Annotated in this window: 11 protein-coding genes; 8 read left to right on the forward strand and 3 right to left on the reverse strand. The window is 64.8% G+C overall.

Annotated elements, in window-relative coordinates; translation table 11 throughout:
* The first annotated feature begins 298 nt into the window (after window positions 1-298).
* The 4 genes from HWN72_RS25040 (at window position 299) to HWN72_RS25055 (ending at window position 7,267) form a co-directional block, all read left to right on the forward strand.
* A complete protein-coding gene (locus tag HWN72_RS25040) occupies window positions 299-1,240 on the forward strand; it encodes a homocysteine S-methyltransferase family protein (RefSeq protein WP_211151652.1) in 942 nt (313 codons plus the stop codon).
* 295 nt (window positions 1,241-1,535) lie between these two features.
* Window positions 1,536-2,723 carry a MaoC family dehydratase N-terminal domain-containing protein gene (locus tag HWN72_RS25045; RefSeq protein ID WP_211151653.1) on the forward strand — a complete coding sequence of 396 codons (1,188 nt, stop codon included), beginning with the start codon at window positions 1,536-1,538 and terminating at the stop codon, window positions 2,721-2,723.
* Window positions 2,724-2,736: 13 nt separating this feature from the next.
* Window positions 2,737-4,440, forward strand: a complete 1,704-nt coding sequence (locus HWN72_RS25050) for a class I adenylate-forming enzyme family protein (protein WP_211151654.1) — start codon at window positions 2,737-2,739, stop codon at window positions 4,438-4,440.
* Window positions 4,441-4,516: 76 nt separating this feature from the next.
* A complete protein-coding gene (locus HWN72_RS25055) occupies window positions 4,517-7,267 on the forward strand; it encodes a TonB-dependent receptor domain-containing protein (RefSeq protein WP_211151655.1) in 2,751 nt (916 codons plus the stop codon).
* Window positions 7,268-7,384: 117 nt separating this feature from the next.
* Here the strand turns inward: HWN72_RS25055 and HWN72_RS25060 are convergent, their stop codons facing one another.
* A complete protein-coding gene (locus tag HWN72_RS25060; protein WP_211151656.1) occupies window positions 7,385-9,496 on the reverse strand; it encodes a PKD domain-containing protein in 2,112 nt (703 codons plus the stop codon).
* Window positions 9,497-9,949: 453 nt separating this feature from the next.
* On the opposite strand from HWN72_RS25060, the gene HWN72_RS25065 reads away from it, so the two are divergent.
* From HWN72_RS25065 to HWN72_RS25080, 4 genes are all read left to right on the forward strand, one after another.
* Window positions 9,950-10,759, forward strand: a complete 810-nt coding sequence (locus tag HWN72_RS25065; RefSeq protein ID WP_211151657.1) for a sugar phosphate isomerase/epimerase — start codon at window positions 9,950-9,952, stop codon at window positions 10,757-10,759.
* Window positions 10,760-10,807: 48 nt separating this feature from the next.
* A complete protein-coding gene (locus tag HWN72_RS25070) occupies window positions 10,808-11,566 on the forward strand; it encodes a GntR family transcriptional regulator (RefSeq protein WP_211151658.1) in 759 nt (252 codons plus the stop codon).
* Window positions 11,567-11,807: 241 nt separating this feature from the next.
* Entirely contained in the window at window positions 11,808-13,082 is a 1,275-nt protein-coding gene (locus HWN72_RS25075; RefSeq protein WP_211151659.1) for an MFS transporter, read from the forward strand.
* Window positions 13,079-13,924, forward strand: a complete 846-nt coding sequence (locus HWN72_RS25080; protein WP_211151660.1) for an SDR family oxidoreductase — start codon at window positions 13,079-13,081, stop codon at window positions 13,922-13,924. The genes HWN72_RS25075 and HWN72_RS25080 overlap by 4 nt, the downstream gene beginning before the upstream one ends.
* Before the next feature lie 68 nt (window positions 13,925-13,992).
* Here HWN72_RS25080 and HWN72_RS25085 read toward each other — a convergent pair whose 3' ends face one another.
* On the reverse strand, window positions 13,993-14,820 hold the full coding sequence (locus HWN72_RS25085; RefSeq protein ID WP_375154543.1) for an NAD(P)-dependent oxidoreductase: 828 nt from the start codon (window positions 14,818-14,820) through the stop codon (window positions 13,993-13,995).
* The gene (locus HWN72_RS25090) at window positions 14,808-15,593 is read right to left on the reverse strand and encodes a carboxymuconolactone decarboxylase family protein (protein ID WP_211151661.1); all 786 of its coding nucleotides are present in this window, start codon (window positions 15,591-15,593) and stop codon (window positions 14,808-14,810) included. The genes HWN72_RS25085 and HWN72_RS25090 overlap by 13 nt, the downstream gene beginning before the upstream one ends.
* Between the last annotated feature and the right edge of the window lie 8 nt (window positions 15,594-15,601).

Here is a 15,601-nt window from a genome sequence, read left to right on the forward strand (position 1 = left end):
ACGAACCGTGCCCCAGGCAGGGCAGGTCGAAAGGCTTTCGATTCTTTCCAATGATGGCTTCCCGGGATGACGGGCTTCTCGGCCCGACCCATCCCGGTCACTTATCCGCCGATTTCCACTCTCCAAGGGCAGACCGGCCGCTTCCCCATCTCGAGCGAGCAAGCTCGGCCGTGTTCCAACCGGCAGATCTCGAGCTTTTTTGTCGCGCGGATACTATTGGCGATGGTGAGTTTTCCAGGACTTCAAGTGCCCCTCTCAATAAGATATGATTGGACTCGCCAACGCGAGGACGTGGAAGATGGCAGGATTTACTCCGCAGAGAGACGGCCGCTTCTATCTGACGGAAGGCGGTCAGGAGACCGAGATACAATATCGGTACGGGCACGATCTGCCGGAATTTGCCATGTATCCTTTGCTCGACAATCCCGCCGCCATGTCCGACCTGAAGACGATGTACAGCCGCGTACTCGACGTCGCCGCCGAGCACGGCTTCGTCGCGATGCTCTCTGGGCTCGACTATCGCGGCAGCCCGGACTGGGGCGACAAGCTCGGCTATTCGCGTGCCGGACTCGCCGATGCGCTCCAACGGTCGATTGACTTCCTTCGCGAGGTCGCGCGGCCCTATGAGGGACAAGTCACGGAAATCCTCATCGGCGGACAAGTTGGCCCGCGTGGAGACGCCTACTCGCTCAACCGGACGATCACGGCCGACGAAGCCGAGGATTATCACGGTTTTCAGCTTGAGGTGCTCAAGCGTGCGGAGGTCGACTTTGTGTGGGCGGCCACATTCAACGGCATCCCTGAGGCGCTCGGTGTCGCACGGGCGGCTGCGCGGATCGGCCTCCCTCTTGGCATCTCCTTCATGCTGGATAGCGACCACCGGCTCAAATCGGGCGCAAGCCTGAAAGAAGCCGTCGAGACCATCGATGCGCAGGCTGGCGACGCCAAGCCGGACTACTACGGTATCAATTGCTCGCATCCGCTTGAATTCGAACCGGCGCTCGAACCGGGAGACTGGGTCCGGCGCGTGCGCAGCTTACGCCCAAATGCGAGCGCAAAGGACAAGATCGAGTTGTGCTCGATCGGCCACTTGGAGGAAGGAGACCCCGTCGACCTGGGCCATCGCATCAGCAACCTGGCGCAACGCTATCCGCATATCGATATCTTTGGAGGCTGCTGCGGAACCTGGTCGTCGCATCTCGATGAGATGGCGCGCAACATCCGCAAAATCGCACGATAAACCCCATGCCCGTGCTGCAACTGGCCGCCGTTAGGTGCGGTTCGATTGGTGCTGACCTGCCCCCTGGCTTCAACCAGCGCGGATTAGAATCCGGCAGCTTTGTTGCGCATAAGCGCGGGGTTTAGCAATCGCCTTCGCAGCTACGCGCGACCCGCAAGTCTGCAACGGCAGGGAACACTTTGTCCTGATAGGTCAAGCCATACGGTTCTGATTGCGCGACTATGTCCCTCAACGATGAACCAGCGACGTTGCAGGCCTGCCCTGCGTCGCGTGGTTTCGCGAGGAGGAGCGGGACATGGCCGAAGCGGATCCCAGGATCGAAATGGATATCAGCGACGTCGAATGGCGTCTTGGCCATCAGGTCGGCGGTGGAGAGCTGTGGGAGCCATGCAACAAGACCGACATCCGCCGCTGGGTCATGGCGATGGACTACGTCAACCCGATCCACTGGGACCAGCGATTTGCGGCGGCGTCCAGATTCGGCGACATCATCGCACCGCAGTCGATGCTGGTCGCACTCGATTACGGGCATGGCAACAATCAGGCCTGCGTGGGCCGGATCGATGGCCAGCACATGATCTTCGGCGGCGAGGAATGGTGGTGGTACGGCGTCAACGTCCGGCCCGGCGACCAGATCAGCCATGAGCGGATCTTCACCGGCTACAAGCTGACCGACACCAAGTTCGCCGGTCCGACCCTGTTCCAGCGCGGCGACACGATCCATCGCAACCAGCGCGGTGACCTCATCGCCAAATCCTGCCCTACCGTGATCCGCTATCTGGCCAAGGAGGCCGAAAAGCGGGGCATGTACGCCTCCACCGCAGGCACGCCGCACAAATGGACGCAGGCGGAACTGGCGGAAATCGACCAGGCACGGCGCGACTGGTTCCTTTCCAACCGAGACGGCAAGTCACCGCATTTCGAGGACGTCTCGGTAGGCGACAAGCTGCCGCGCCGGGTGATCGGCCCTCACTCGATCGCGAGCTTCACCACCGAATACCGCGCTTTCGTATTCAACATCTGGGGCAGCTTCTACTGGCAGGGCGTGGATGGCGTGCCCGACTGCTGGGTCAATCAGGACATGGGCTGGATCGACGGGTTCAGCTTCGACGAGGAAGGCGCGATGATCGATCCGCGCCTGCGTGACGGGCTCTACCTCGGCCCATCGCGCGGCCACATCGACGACAGCCGTGCGAGCGAGATCGGGATGCACCGTGCTTACGGCTACGGCGCCACGATGGCCGCGTGGAACACCGACTACCTGGCGTTCTGGGCCGGACACGACGGCATGGTCCGCCACGCCAAGTCCGAGTTTCGCGGTCCTGCGTTCGAGGGCGACGTCACCTGGATCGAGGGCGAAGTGGTCGAGAAAATCGCGGATTCGGAATGGGGCTTCCCGGTAGTGCGGATCGAGGTGCGGATGACCAACCAGGACGGCAAGACGGTCGTCACTTCGGTCAACGAAATCCAGCTTCCCTACTGACCGGATCGACGCCGTGACCCAACACCGCTTCATAGCCGATCCGGCCCTGTCCATCTCCTGCGGCCTGCCGCTCGGCGACGAGGCCGGTCTGGGCGCACTGACGCTCGGGGGCTTCCTGCGCGAAGTCACGGCGCAATATTGCAGCCGCGAGGCCCTGATCCATTCCCGCGCGGATGGCACGACCGAGCGCTGGTCCTATGCGGACCTCTGGCGGGAAGCCAATGCGGTGGCCAAAGCGCTCGTCGCCTGTGGGCTTGCGCACGGCGAGCGGGTCGGCGTTCTAATGACGAACCGGCCGGAATTCCTGTCCGCCACTTTCGGCATCGCGCTCGCCGGAGGTGTCGCCGCGCCGATCGGAACTTTCTCGACGGCCGCCGAGCTTGGTTACCTCATCGAGAAATCGGCGATCTCGACACTGCTGTTCGAACGCACCGTGCTCAAGAAGGACTTCCTGGCGGCACTGGCCGAACTCGATACCCGGGTTACCGAGGCCACGCCGCATAGCTTCGCCTCGCTGCGCTTTCCCTTTCTCAAGACGCTGGTCATGGTCGGCGACGGGGCCTGCGGAGCGGTGCAGGACTGGTCCGCTTTCCTCGCGGCGGGCAACGCGATCGCGGAGGCGAGTATTGCCGCGCGTGCCGCTGCGGTCTCTCCGGCCGATGCCGGCGTGCTGTTCTTTTCCTCAGGGTCCACCGCGCTTCCCAAGGGCATCGTATCCTCGCATCGCGGGGTGACCTTGCAGATGTGGCGCATGGGGCCGCAGCAAGGACTGAGCGATGGCGTCCGCAGCTGGACCGCGAATGGCTTCTTCTGGTCCGGCAACTTCGCGATGATCGTGGGCGGCACGCTCGCGAAAGGCGGCACCATCGTTCTGCAGTCCACGTTCCAGCCTGCCGAGGCGCTGGCGCTGATGGAGGCCCACAAAGTTCAGTTCCTCTTCGCCTGGCCGCATCAGTGGGAGCAACTGATCGCCGCACCGAACTGGGCCGAAGTCGATCTGTCCTCGCTGGTCTATGTCGACGAGACCTCGCCGATCGCCCGGCATCCGACGGTCGAGGTCGACTGGATCGAGCCACGGCATTGCTATGGCAACACCGAGACCTTCACGCTCAGCGCCGCCTATCCTGCCCAGACGTCGCGGGAAGAAGCGGCGGAAAGCCATGGGCTGCCCTTGCCGGGCAATATCCTCAAGATCGTCGACCCTCTGACCGGCCGGACCATGCCGCTGGGCGAACGCGGGGAACTGGCGGTCAAGGGGCCGACGCTCATGCTCGGCTACCTCGGCGTGGCCCTTGCCGACACGCTCGACGCGGAGGGCTTCCTGCGCACCGGGGACGGCGGGTGGCTCGACGATGCCGGACGTCTGCACTGGGAAGGCCGGCTGAACGACATCATCAAGACCGGGGGGGCCAACGTCTCCCCGCTGGAGATCGACGAGGTCATCCGCGAATGCGCAGGCGTCAAGGTCGCGCAGACGGTCGGCGTGCCGCACGATACGCTGGGTGAGATCGTGGTGTCCTGTGTCGCCCTTCACGAGCGCGCGCAGGTCAGCGAGGAAGACCTGCGGTCCCACGCCCGAACCAGGCTGGCCAGCTACAAGGTTCCACGCCGGGTGCTGTTCTTCGCGCCCGAGGATCTGGCCGTCACCGGCAGCAACAAGATCAAGACAAGCGAGCTGCGCCGGGTCGCGGCAGAAAGGCTCGCCATGCAGACCTGACAATTCGTGTTGCGCCCGATCGGTCGGAAAGAGCCGGCGGGCGATGGTTTTCAACCAAGAAGGGGAGGATAATACGATGAAATTCAATAAGAAGCGCGCCGCGTGGCGTTTTGCGATCGGCGTGGCAGGGATCGCCCTGATCCCGGGCATGGCGGCGGCGCAGGAGAAAGCGCCGCCCGCCGAGGACACCTCGGCCGACCAGATCACGTCGGAGCCGATCGTGGTGACCGGTACGCTCATCCGCGGCATCGCACCGGCGGGCAACAACGTCATCGGCGTCACCAGCGAACAGGTCACCGCGACCGGCGCCGCATCGACGAGCCAGGTTCTCGCCAGCGTTCCGCAAGTGGGTAACTTCTTCAACGCCCTGCCCGCCGGTGTGTCGCCCCAGGCCGGAGCGAACGCGTCCAATCCAATTAACCGTCCGAACCTGCGCAACCTGCCCGGCGCCAACACCAGCGGCGGCGCCCAGACGCTCGTTCTATTCGACGGCCAGCGTGTGGTCGGTGCAGGCATCCAGCAGGTTGCGGTCGATCCCGACATCATCGCGCCCGGCGTCATCGCGCGCGTCGAGGCCATGACCGATGGCGGCTCGGCCGTCTACGGCTCGGACGCTCTCGGCGGCGTGCTGAACTTCGTCACCCGCGACCGCTTCAACGGCCTTCAGGTCGACGCCCGCTACGGCCTGGGCGAAAATTACAAGTCGGTCGATGCCAGTGCGATGGCAGGCAAGGATTGGGGCTCGGGCGGTTTCTACGTCGCCTACGGCTATTCGCACCATGACAGCGTCTATGGTTCGGACCGGGACTGGGTTAAGCAGATCAACTGGGACACCAAGGTGCCGACCGGTCGCAACTGCGCCGCTCCGAACGTCAGCGTCGGCACGGCAACCTACGTGCCGTCGGGCGCCGGGCTGGCGGCCGGTGGCCCCAACGTGTGCGACTTCTCGGACACGGTTGCCATCTATCCCACCGCGACCTTGCACACGGTCTTCGCCCGTTTGAACCAGCGTCTGTCGGACTCGGTTCGTTTCGACGTGACCGCGCTCTATGCGAACCGCGCCATCGAGGCCGTAGGCGGCACGCTGGGGACCGGCGCTCTGAGCACCGGAGCCACGGGGCAGGCGACGCTCACCGCCGCATCGCCGTATTACCGCCCCACCGGCGATGCCAACACCGGCCTGCCGCAAGTCGTTCGGTACGACTACAGCCCCCTGTTCGGCGCTCGCTCCGCCACGCAGGAAACCAATCTGGAAACATGGCGCATCGCGCCGTCGATCTCGATCGAACTCGGCTCCGACTGGGAACTGAGCGGCCTGTTCAGCTACGGCATCGCCACCACCTCGTTCCGCAACGCACAGATCAGCACGACCGCGCAGGCCAGCGCACTCGCGTCCGGGGCATTGAACCCCTATGACGTGGGCACCGCCAGCCCTGCCACGGCCGCCAGCCTGCTGCGTTACGCCGAGGGCGTGGGACGCAACGAATTGTTCGATTATCGCGCAATCGCCAACGGCCCGCTGTTCGCCCTCCCGGGCGGCTCGGTCAAGGCTGCCGTGGGCTACGAACACATGCAGGACAATTTCCAGCGGCGCACGACCAACGCCACCACTTACGCCTTCCAGGACCCCACCAGCTACACGCAGAAGGTCGATTCCGTTTTCGGCGAACTGCAAGTGCCGATCGTCGGCAGCAGCAACGAAATGTCGTTCCTCAACGAGCTGTCGCTGTCCGCCTCGGCCCGCTACGACAAGTACAGCGACTTCGGCGACACCTTCAATCCCAAGTTCGCCGCCACGCTGCGCCCCGTCGAATGGATCGCGATCCGCGGCAACTGGGGCAAGTCCTTCACCGCACCATCACCTGTCGACCAGCTTGGCGTTCTGGCATCGGCGGTCGCGACGGTGCCTGCCGCGTTCCTGCGCACGCCGCCCGGCGTGACCGCAGCGCCCGGCGAGGTCGGTCTCTTCGTGTCCGGCACGGCCCCCGGCCTGCAGCCGCAGAAAGCCACCAACTGGTCGGCCGGACTGGAAATCGAGCCGCCTTTCGTGCCGGGGCTCACCCTCAACGCCAGCTACTACAACATCGACCTGTCCGGCACGATCGGCCGGCCGGTGACGAGCGCCGATCTCACCGACTACTATGCCAACTTCCCGCAGCTCTACTCGGTGCGGCCCACTGGTCAGGAACTGGCAGCCTATCTGACGCAGTTCAATCCGGCCAACTTCAACTTCACGGTCGCCAACCCCACCTCGACCTCTCAGGCGCTGATCACTGCGGGCGGGGTCACCACGCCCGTCCTGGTTTCGCTCGATACCCGGTCGCGTAACCTCGGGACCGCGAAGCTCGATGGCATCGACTTCAGCGCCAACTACGTGCTCGACACCAGCTTCGCCTCGTTCGATGCGAGCGCATCGGGCAACTATCGCCTGTCGCAGAAGTCCCGTGCGCTGCCATCGCTCCCGATCGCGGACGACCTGGCGTTCAATACGCCCGTGTTCCGTATGCAGGGCACGCTGGGAACGACGATTGGCGGCCTTCGCGCACAGGTCACCTGGAACCACACCTCCGGCTACAAGCGCGGCACGGTCGAGTTCGGCCAGACCAAGATATCCGCGTTCGACGCCATCAACCTGTTCTTCAAGTACGACGTGAAGTCCGATTCGGTCCTGACGAGCAACCTGTCGTTCACGCTGAACGTCCAGAACCTGTTCGACGCCGCCCCCCCCGAGTTCCGCAGCGCGACCGGGCTGGGTTACGACGCGACGCAAGGTTCCGCCTTCTCGATCGGCCGCATCGTGCAGTTCGGCGTGCGCAAGAACTTCTGACCGTGACGGCGGGGCCGGGCCACTGGTCCGGCCCCGACCGGGCAGGGCGAAAAAAAGCGGCTCCGGGGTCTTCCCCGGAGCCGTTCTTGTTTGATCGGAAAAGATAGCGCGTCGAGGCTACTTCACCACGACACGAACCCGGCCGAGGTTCATGATCCGCCCATACGGGCTTCCAGCTTCCACTTCCCGCTGGGCCGTCACGCGCAGTCCCACGAAATAGGTCCCCGGCACCGCGAAAGCGTGAGTGACGCCCACTGCGGCGCTCCCGTCCTTGCGAAACTCCAGAACCGCTGGATCGCTGAAACTGCCCTTCCCTTCGAAATCCCACTCGCCGCCGACGATGCGGCCAGTACCTTCTGGAAGGCGAGCCTCGGCGGTCAGGGTGACCGGCTTTCCGGCAGCGACCTCGGCGCGCAGGCCGCCATTGGCCCGCAGCGCGACCACGGGCTGAATGCCCAGTCGCGCCGCCGCCGTCGGCGGCACGATGACCTGTCCGTCCTTGATGGAATAGGCAGTGCTCGGCGCCGGTGCGATGCCCTTTTCCACCCACGCGCTGACGTCGAGCAGCGCCTGCTGCAGCACGCCGGTGAAAGTCACCAGTTCGGCGCTGCCCTGACCTCCATGTTCGGCATGCTCGGTGAACCAGACCCGGAAGGCGTCGTCGGCTTTCTTGCCGAGGTGCTCGCCTACCTTGGTGCGATACCAGTCCGCGCCCCACGGCCATGCCGCAGTGTCCGAGAGATTTTCGACGAGAATGACTTTCGCGCCGATCCTGCCGGTGGGCACGGCGCCCGCCGCTCCGATGGCGAACTGGGGACCTAGCAGCTTGGGCCGCTGGGGTCCCAGCGGTTTGCCATCCGGGCCGCGATACTGGTTCCAGGTGTAGAAGTCCGGGGTCGGGACCTGATGCCGGTGATAAGTCTGCGCGGCCAGCCAGTTCGAGTTGTCGATCTGTACTTCGTCCCCAGCGGCGAGCTTGGCGAGAACGGCCGTATCGTTGCTCTGCAGGACGACGATCTTCCCGTCGACGCGCTGCAGCCGCAGCAGCGCTCCCGCCGCTGCGCCGCTGTTGACCTTCAGGTCGGCCGCGCTGCCGAAGTCACGTTGCGGAACCGCGTCGAGTTCGATGGCGACCGGCAGTTCGCTGCCTCCCGGACCCATCAGCGCCTGCCAAGCAAGCTCCGCCGTGCCCCGGGCCTGGCCCATCTGCGGTTTGAGCGTGATCCCGAGCCGGTTTGCATCGGCCGCCATGATGAGCCGCACGACTTTCGCCTTTTGCTGGATACGGGCGTCGCGCAAGGACTTGGGCGGATCGAACCCTTCATAGCCGGGCTTGGTCCAGAAGTCGGTGAAGTACGTCGGGTCGGCCGCGAGCATGCCCGGATAGAGCACCGGAAAGGCGCCGACATAGCCACGGGCGAGAGCGCGCAGCTCGGGCAAGGGATAACCAAACTGCAGGATTTCCCAAAGCGCCGAGCGCTGCTCGGCGTCCAGCCCCTTGTACGGGTCCCCCGTTCCGCCGACGTCGAAGGCGTCGATGATGCCGGGCAGTTTGTCTCCCAGGACCCGATAGGCATAGAGCGGCGCGGTGAAATTGTACGGCGTCGCCATCGCCGAGCCCATCACGAAGGGAACCGCCCCGTCCCAGACACCGGCCGTGTTCTCGATGCTGCCTACGGTCCGATAGGCGCCGCCGCTGCCGCCCCAGATGTAGCCGAAGGGGCGCTTGCCCCCGTACATCCTGGCGGCGACGACGCGGGAGAATTGGGCTGCAGCCGCATTGGCCCGGTAGGCCCCGATGGTCGGGTCGGTCGCGTAAGCGGGCCCCGAGTTGGCGCTGGCTCCGCCGCCGTTGGTCTCGATGTAATAGCCGCCATGGTTGACCGCGAAACCGATATTGCCTCCGCCATCGCGCGTGTCCTTCTGCGCGAGGTTCTCGCTGTCGGGCACCGGGGTGACGTATTCGAAGAAGCGTCCTTCGTACTTTTCCTTGGGCGGGAGGTAGAAGGAAAAACGCATGTCCGTGCCGGTGAAGCCGCCATGCACGTAACGGTGCCGCACCGGTGCATCACGCCACTCGTCGATGTCGACATAGGGTTTCGTGAAGAGAGGATCGGCGGTCGCACCCGGCGGAACAGCTTCGGGCCAGGCAATCGCCTCTGGCGTTGGCGATGCAGCTTCGCCCGGAATGGCACCGGCAGTCAAAAGCAGTCCGGTGACGATGCACATGGCCGTACCCCGACCGCATCGCGAACGAAACCTGGCTGAACGTACCATTATCTCTCCCCTGCCGTGTTTTTGTTTCGATCCTCGGATAGTGTAAGCGTCAAGGCGGGGCGCAAAGCTGAACTGCATCGTCCACGCGAATAAACGGGTGCCCTCAGGCGCGGGGGACTATCCGATACTGATCGATGTAACTGCGGAAATGGTAACGGAGGACTTTGCCCTTCGGGCATCTTGCCCGCTGCCGCAACAATATCCTCGGCGCGCATCTTCGAGCGTCTTCCGGGTATTGTGCCCACAGCGCCCACACTCAGAGAATCATGCTACGATTGGGCATACTTTATGGCAGATATTCGCATCATGACTGCGATATCCCTTACCTGAATCACAAAAAAGTATCCTGTATCGTGGTGTGCACATGCAATGAGACGAACTCGATCGGCAGGGCAACGAGGGACTATGGACATGGACCGATTTGGAATCGATTCTCAAACGGTGTTCGGAATGCCTCCCGGGGATCACATCGATCTGGCGGCACGACTTGGCTGCGGGCATATTTCCATTGGCCTTGGCCCTGTCCCGTGGCGCCTTCCACAGTTCGCACCATGGTCGCTGCGCGATGGGCGATCCGCGCGGCTCGAGGTGGTGCAACGGGCCGGGGATAAAGGGATAAGCCTGTCGCTTGGCGAAGGGTTTGCGATCCGCCCGGGCTCTTCGGTCTCGGGACTAGACAAGGATCTCGACCTCATGGCCGAAATGGGTGTGGTCGCAGTCGGCACGGTGGCAATCGAAACGGACCCGGCACGCGCCATGGATGAATTGGCGATACTGGCATCGATGACACACGATCGCGGTCTCGGCCTCTATCTCGAATTTGCGCCTCCTCACGCCTTTTCCGGCCTTCAACACGCTTTGGACGTACTGGACGCGCTGGGATCGCCGCACGCCAAGCTGATCATCGACGCCATGCACCTGTTTCGCTGCGGCAATAGCGCGGAACAGGTCGCGCAGCTTGACCCGCAGCTTCTGGGACGCGTGCAGATGTCCGATGCGGCGATGGTAGGCCCCGGCAAGCCCTATATGGAGGAGGCGTGCTTCGAACGATCCGTTCCCGGCGAAGGGGAACTCCCCCTGAAGGCTCTCGCGGCTGCCCTTCCCCCGCATGTCCCGGTCTGTCTCGAAGCGCCAAACCAGATCGAGGCGCGGGATATCGCCAGCCTTGAAGACTACGCCGGGCGGGCGATGCGGCAGGTCCGTGCCCTGTTCTGAAACACGCGCACTGGACCGCCGCGCGCGTTCTGTGCTTGAGATGCATCCATGAGCATCGCCGCCAAAACCCGTACCCCCCTGGAAGTCGCCGCGGAACGCCTTCGCGAAATTTCGCTCGCCAGTCCGGAGGGCACGCTTCTCGGGAGTGAAGAGGCGCTCATCGTCCAGCTCGGTTGTGCGCGCGCCACGGTACGTCAGGTCGCCCGCCTGCTGGAGCGAGAAGGCCTGCTGCGCGTGCGGCGCGGCATGAACGGCGGGTACTTCAGCGCACGCCCGGACGCCGACACGATCGAAGCGACTGTCAGCGCATATCTCGAGACACTCGACATGGAACCCAGCGACGTGACTGTGCTTGCCTCGGCGCTGTGGGTGGAGGCGGTACGCAAGGCCGCAAGCCGCGACCCTCAGGTGATCGAACCGACATGCAGCCGCCTGAAGGAAAAGATCGCGGCGCTCAAGGATGAGGCCACCTTCGATGCGGTCAGGGTGCTCGAACGCGAGACGCAGGATGCGATCTTCGCGCTGGCGCAGAGCGAATACATCAAACTCATCTTCGATATCAACTCCGCCTTCTCCCGGCGCCGTTTCGCAGAGCCGATCGAGGACAACGACAGCGCCGAGCATCGCGTGTTCGTGCGCGAGTGGCGGAACGCGAAACTGCTCGAACTTACCGCGATTGGCCTCGGTGACGGCGAACTTGCGGTGCTCGGCGCGCAGCTGAGCCGAAAGATCTGGCATTCGCGCCTGAAGCGCCGCTTCGTCGCGCTAGCCGCTGATACGTCAGCGTCTAGCCGGCAACGCGGATAACGCGTAGCGGCGGGATGCAAATTAAGAACCCTTTATTCCGCCGCCGATCGATGATGAATCCAATGGGTTAGTGGCGAACACGCGATGAAATCTCGCTGCCTAGCCGCGCATATCGCTTGAGCGTTGTACAGACCCACTAAAAGAGGATACTTTTAGTGGACGGCCGCTGTCCTCGCCCCATACTGATCTCCCAAAGAAGAATCGCGCGCCGCGACAAGCGGGCACAAGGGAGAGGTTGCATATGACTGGAGAGCTCGTTTCCGCATCGGCCGAGTGGCGTCGCTACTGGCCGGTCGTGCTCGCCTCTTCGATCGGCTTCTCGTTCATGTCATTCATGACCCCCGCCGCCGGGGTGTTCATGGACCCGCTGGCGCGCGACTTCGGATGGGACCGCACGCAGCTTTCGAGCGGCCTTGCCGCAGCTGCCTTGATTTCCATCGTGCTCTCGCCGTTCATCGGGGCATTGATCGACCGCAGCGGAGTGCGCCGCATCGCCTTGCCGGGCCTTGTGCTCACGACCGCGTCCATCTGCGCCTTCGCGCTCGCGTCGGGCTCGTTCGTGCAGTGGATCGTATTGTGGCTGGTGTGGGGCGTGTTCGTCCTGTTCGTCCAGTCGACGCTGTGGTCCACCGCCGTGGCGGCCACTTTCACCAAGGGCCGCGGGCTCGCCCTTGGCATAACCATGTCGGGCACCGCGCTGGCGCAGGTCATCGCACCGCCCCTCAGCAACTGGCTGATCACGCATTTCGGCTGGCGGGAAGCATTCGTAATTCTGGGACTGGGCTGGGGCGGCGTTGCCTTCGTCCTGTCCGTGCTGTTCCTCAGGGGGAAAAGCGCGGCCGCCACGCCCGGTGACCGCCGAGCCCAGAAACCGGCACCGGCCCCGGACGTGCCCGGCCTGACAATCGCGCAGGCGTGGCGCAGTGTCGCGCTCTGGAAAGTCGCGATCGCCACCTTCCTTATCCTGACCGCGACCATCGCCGTCGTGGTGCATCAGTTCCCCATTCTGGTCGAGGCCGGGGTCTCGCGCGAAAGTGCCGCCTGGCTCGTGAGCTTGTCCGGGATCGCCGGGGTTGCGGGCAAACTCATCACCGGAACCCTGGTCGATCGCTTTCATGCCCGCTGGATCGGCGGCCTGACCCTGGCGTCGACCGCTATCGCCTGGCCCCTGCTCATGGACGGGGTCGCCACTCCCGCGCTGGTTGTCGTGGGTATGATGATCAGCGGCTATGCGGCCGGCACGAAGATGCAGCTGTGCAGCTACCTGACCGCGCGCTACGCAGGCCTTCGCCATTACGGTGCGATCTTCGGCGTGATGACGAGCATGATCGCGCTGGCATCGGCCATCGGTCCGCTTTCCGCCGGAGTGGCGCACGACGCCTTCGGCAGTTACTCCCCCCTTCTCCTCACCGGTGTCAGCATTTCGATCGTCAGTGGCCTGATCGTCCTCAGCCTCGGCGCTTATCCGGACTGGACGCCCGCCGTGTCCGACGATGGCGAAGGCGCCCCAGAATGAGCGGCGTTCCGGGCCGGACCCGGAGGCCCGACCTTCCGCTGGCGGTCGTCATCGGTGCCGGTGGGATGGGCTCGGCCGTAGCAAGGCGCATGGCGCAGACCCACCGCGTGCTGCTGGCCGACATCGATGGTGAGGCAGCCCGTGCACAGGCCGATTCACTCGCCCGTGACGGCGCGGATGTCCATCCGCTCGCATGCGATGTCACTGACACCGACGCGGTCGCGGCACTCTCCCGCATGGCGGAGGGCCTGGGCGGATTTCGCTCCCTCGTGCACGTTGCGGGCCTGTCGATTGCGGCCGATGATTTTGCGAGAATACTGGCGGTGAACCTGCGTGGACCAGCGCTGGTTGCGGCAGCGTTGCGGCCGCTCGCCCGGCCGGGTGCAAGCGCCATCCTCATCGCGTCGCTGGCCGCGCACAGCTTCCGCCCTTCACCGGCCGTGATCGAAGTCCTCGCAATGCCCGCCGCACCGGACCTCGCCGACCGCGTCGCCGGGGTGCTGGGCGCCGAGAATGCCACGCCTGCGACCGCCTACGCGCTCTCGAAGGTCGGCTTGCTTCAGATGGCACGGCGCGAGGCGGCGGACTGGGGCCGGGTCGGCGCGCGTATCGTGTCGCTGTCGCCCGGCCTCATCGCGACGCCCATGGGGGCGCTCGCCTACGAGAAGAGCGCGGGCAAGCGGGCAATGTTCGCACAGACCCCGTTGTCGCGCGAAGGCGCCATGTCGGAAATCGCCGACGCCGTCGAATTCCTGGCTTCCGATCGCGCATCGTTCATCAGCGGGACCGATCTGCTCGTGGACGGCGGGCTTTCCGCCGCGCTCGGATATCCGCAGGGATAGCCGCTCTAAGCCACTCGTTTGCCGCATTTTCCGAGTCATCAGGTGATTCCACCTGATTAGAAAATGCTCTAGGCGCGATGCACGGCCGCATCGAGAAAGTCCGCGGCGGCCTCGTCAAGTACGTGACCCGGTCCGTTCACGCCAAGGCTTGCCCTCAGGAGGGCGACATCCTTGCGCAGGAGCGCCGCGCCGTGCTCGAAGGCCTCGGGACGTAGAAGTCGCGCATAGACCTCGAAGCCGAAGCTGCGGCCGCTGCTGCCCTTGATCAGCTCTGCCGCCGCCTTGCGGTCTATGCCGAGCGCCTCGGCTGCCGCGAGGGCGGCATGAGCCAGTCCCATGTTGGCCGCCATCAGCGAGTTGTTCACGATCTTCGCGCGCTGCCCGGCTCCGGCAGCCCCGAGGTGCACCAGCAGCCCGGCGAATGCTTCGAAAACCGGCTTCGCCTGTGCAAAGGCATCCTCCGTGCCGCCGCACATCACCGTCAGGGAGCCTGCCGCCGCCGCCCCGCCGCCGCCGCTGACAGGGGCATCGACAAATGCGATCCCGGCCGCTTCGCAGCGGCGCGCCAGGCGCTCGCAGCTTTCGGGCAGGATCGTGGAGTGGATCGCCAGCAGGCTGCCCGGCCGCATCGCAGGCAGCAATTGCTCGCAAATAGCGGCAACGCCGGGATCGTCGACCACGCAGATACCCACGTGATCGGCCCAGGCCGCAAGTTCCGGCAAAGATGCCGCCGCCAGAGCGCCTTGCGCCACGAACGGGGCGAGCGCCTCCGGCCGCCGCGCCCACACCGTCAGCGGGAAGCCAGCGGCGAGCATACGCTCGGCCATGGGCGCGCCCTGGCTGCCCAGCCCGATGAAGGCGGTCCGGATGGGCTGCGTGTTCATCATGCGTCCCATGGCAGCCCTTCCCGGTGGTTCCTGATCATCGCCAGCACCGCGCCCTGGATCACGGAAGCCTTCGGCCACCCTGCATGGACGGCGTACTGCAGGACGAACTCCTGCAACTCGTCCGCGGTGCAGTTGCCGCTCGAAAGCGCCGCGTAGAAGTGCGTCTTGATCGGCGTCGCCGCGCAGCTTTCGGAGACACCGACCAGCGTGATCCATCGCCGCGAGCGTTGGTCCAGTGCGCCGCGCCTCCACATTTCCCCGAACACGAAATTGTCGATGCCCGCCTCGAAATACGGGGTCATCGGCGGCGGTCCCGGAAAGCCCATGACCGTGTTGAATTCGTCTATGCCGTCCCGCACGCGGAAATCCGGATCCCAGGGCTCGGCCCTGATCGAGTCGTATTCGCTGACCTGCTGCCCCAGCGCCATCGTCACGCGGGTGATCGCCCGATCCAGTTCCACGCCGCGCGACCACCCGGCATAGACGGCGAGGTGCAACGCCGCCTCTCGCAGCTCCGGCTGGGTCAGTTCACGGGTAACCAGAGCGCCGCGAATGTAATCCTCGACAAGATCGGCCGGGCCGTTGCTGCTGGCCGCGCTTGCGATCGAGATCAGGTAGCGGGCGCGCATCTCGAGGCCCGGTCGCGCCCAGATTTCCGCGAAGATGAAATCGCGCCAGCTCGCCTCGGTCGGCGTGGCCGGAACCTCGTGCTCGCGCGCGGTGGCGCGCAGCGCGACCTGCGCACCGCGCGCCGAACGTTCGTCGGGATCGAGCAAGGTCATTATCGTCC

Origin of the sequence: Novosphingobium sp. HR1a (assembly GCF_015594425.1) — a bacterium.
Classification (GTDB): domain Bacteria; phylum Pseudomonadota; class Alphaproteobacteria; order Sphingomonadales; family Sphingomonadaceae; genus Novosphingobium; species Novosphingobium resinovorum_A.

What these genes read in the sequence shown, in the direction of transcription:
- HWN72_RS25055 (WP_211151655.1), top strand. Translation starts at nt 4,517, where the DNA reads ATGAAATTCAATAAGAAGCGCGCCGCGTGGCGTTTTGCGATCGGCGTG.
- HWN72_RS25075 (WP_211151659.1), top strand. Translation starts at nt 11,808, where the DNA reads ATGACTGGAGAGCTCGTTTCCGCATCGGCCGAGTGGCGTCGCTACTGG.
- HWN72_RS25090 (WP_211151661.1), bottom strand. Translation starts at nt 15,593, where the DNA reads ATGACCTTGCTCGATCCCGACGAACGTTCGGCGCGCGGTGCGCAGGTC.
- HWN72_RS25080 (WP_211151660.1), top strand. Translation starts at nt 13,079, where the DNA reads ATGAGCGGCGTTCCGGGCCGGACCCGGAGGCCCGACCTTCCGCTGGCG.
- HWN72_RS25085 (WP_375154543.1), bottom strand. Translation starts at nt 14,820, where the DNA reads ATGGGACGCATGATGAACACGCAGCCCATCCGGACCGCCTTCATCGGG.
- HWN72_RS25060 (WP_211151656.1), bottom strand. Translation starts at nt 9,496, where the DNA reads ATGTGCATCGTCACCGGACTGCTTTTGACTGCCGGTGCCATTCCGGGC.
- HWN72_RS25045 (WP_211151653.1), top strand. Translation starts at nt 1,536, where the DNA reads ATGGCCGAAGCGGATCCCAGGATCGAAATGGATATCAGCGACGTCGAA.
- HWN72_RS25040 (WP_211151652.1), top strand. Translation starts at nt 299, where the DNA reads ATGGCAGGATTTACTCCGCAGAGAGACGGCCGCTTCTATCTGACGGAA.
- HWN72_RS25070 (WP_211151658.1), top strand. Translation starts at nt 10,808, where the DNA reads ATGAGCATCGCCGCCAAAACCCGTACCCCCCTGGAAGTCGCCGCGGAA.
- HWN72_RS25065 (WP_211151657.1), top strand. Translation starts at nt 9,950, where the DNA reads ATGGACATGGACCGATTTGGAATCGATTCTCAAACGGTGTTCGGAATG.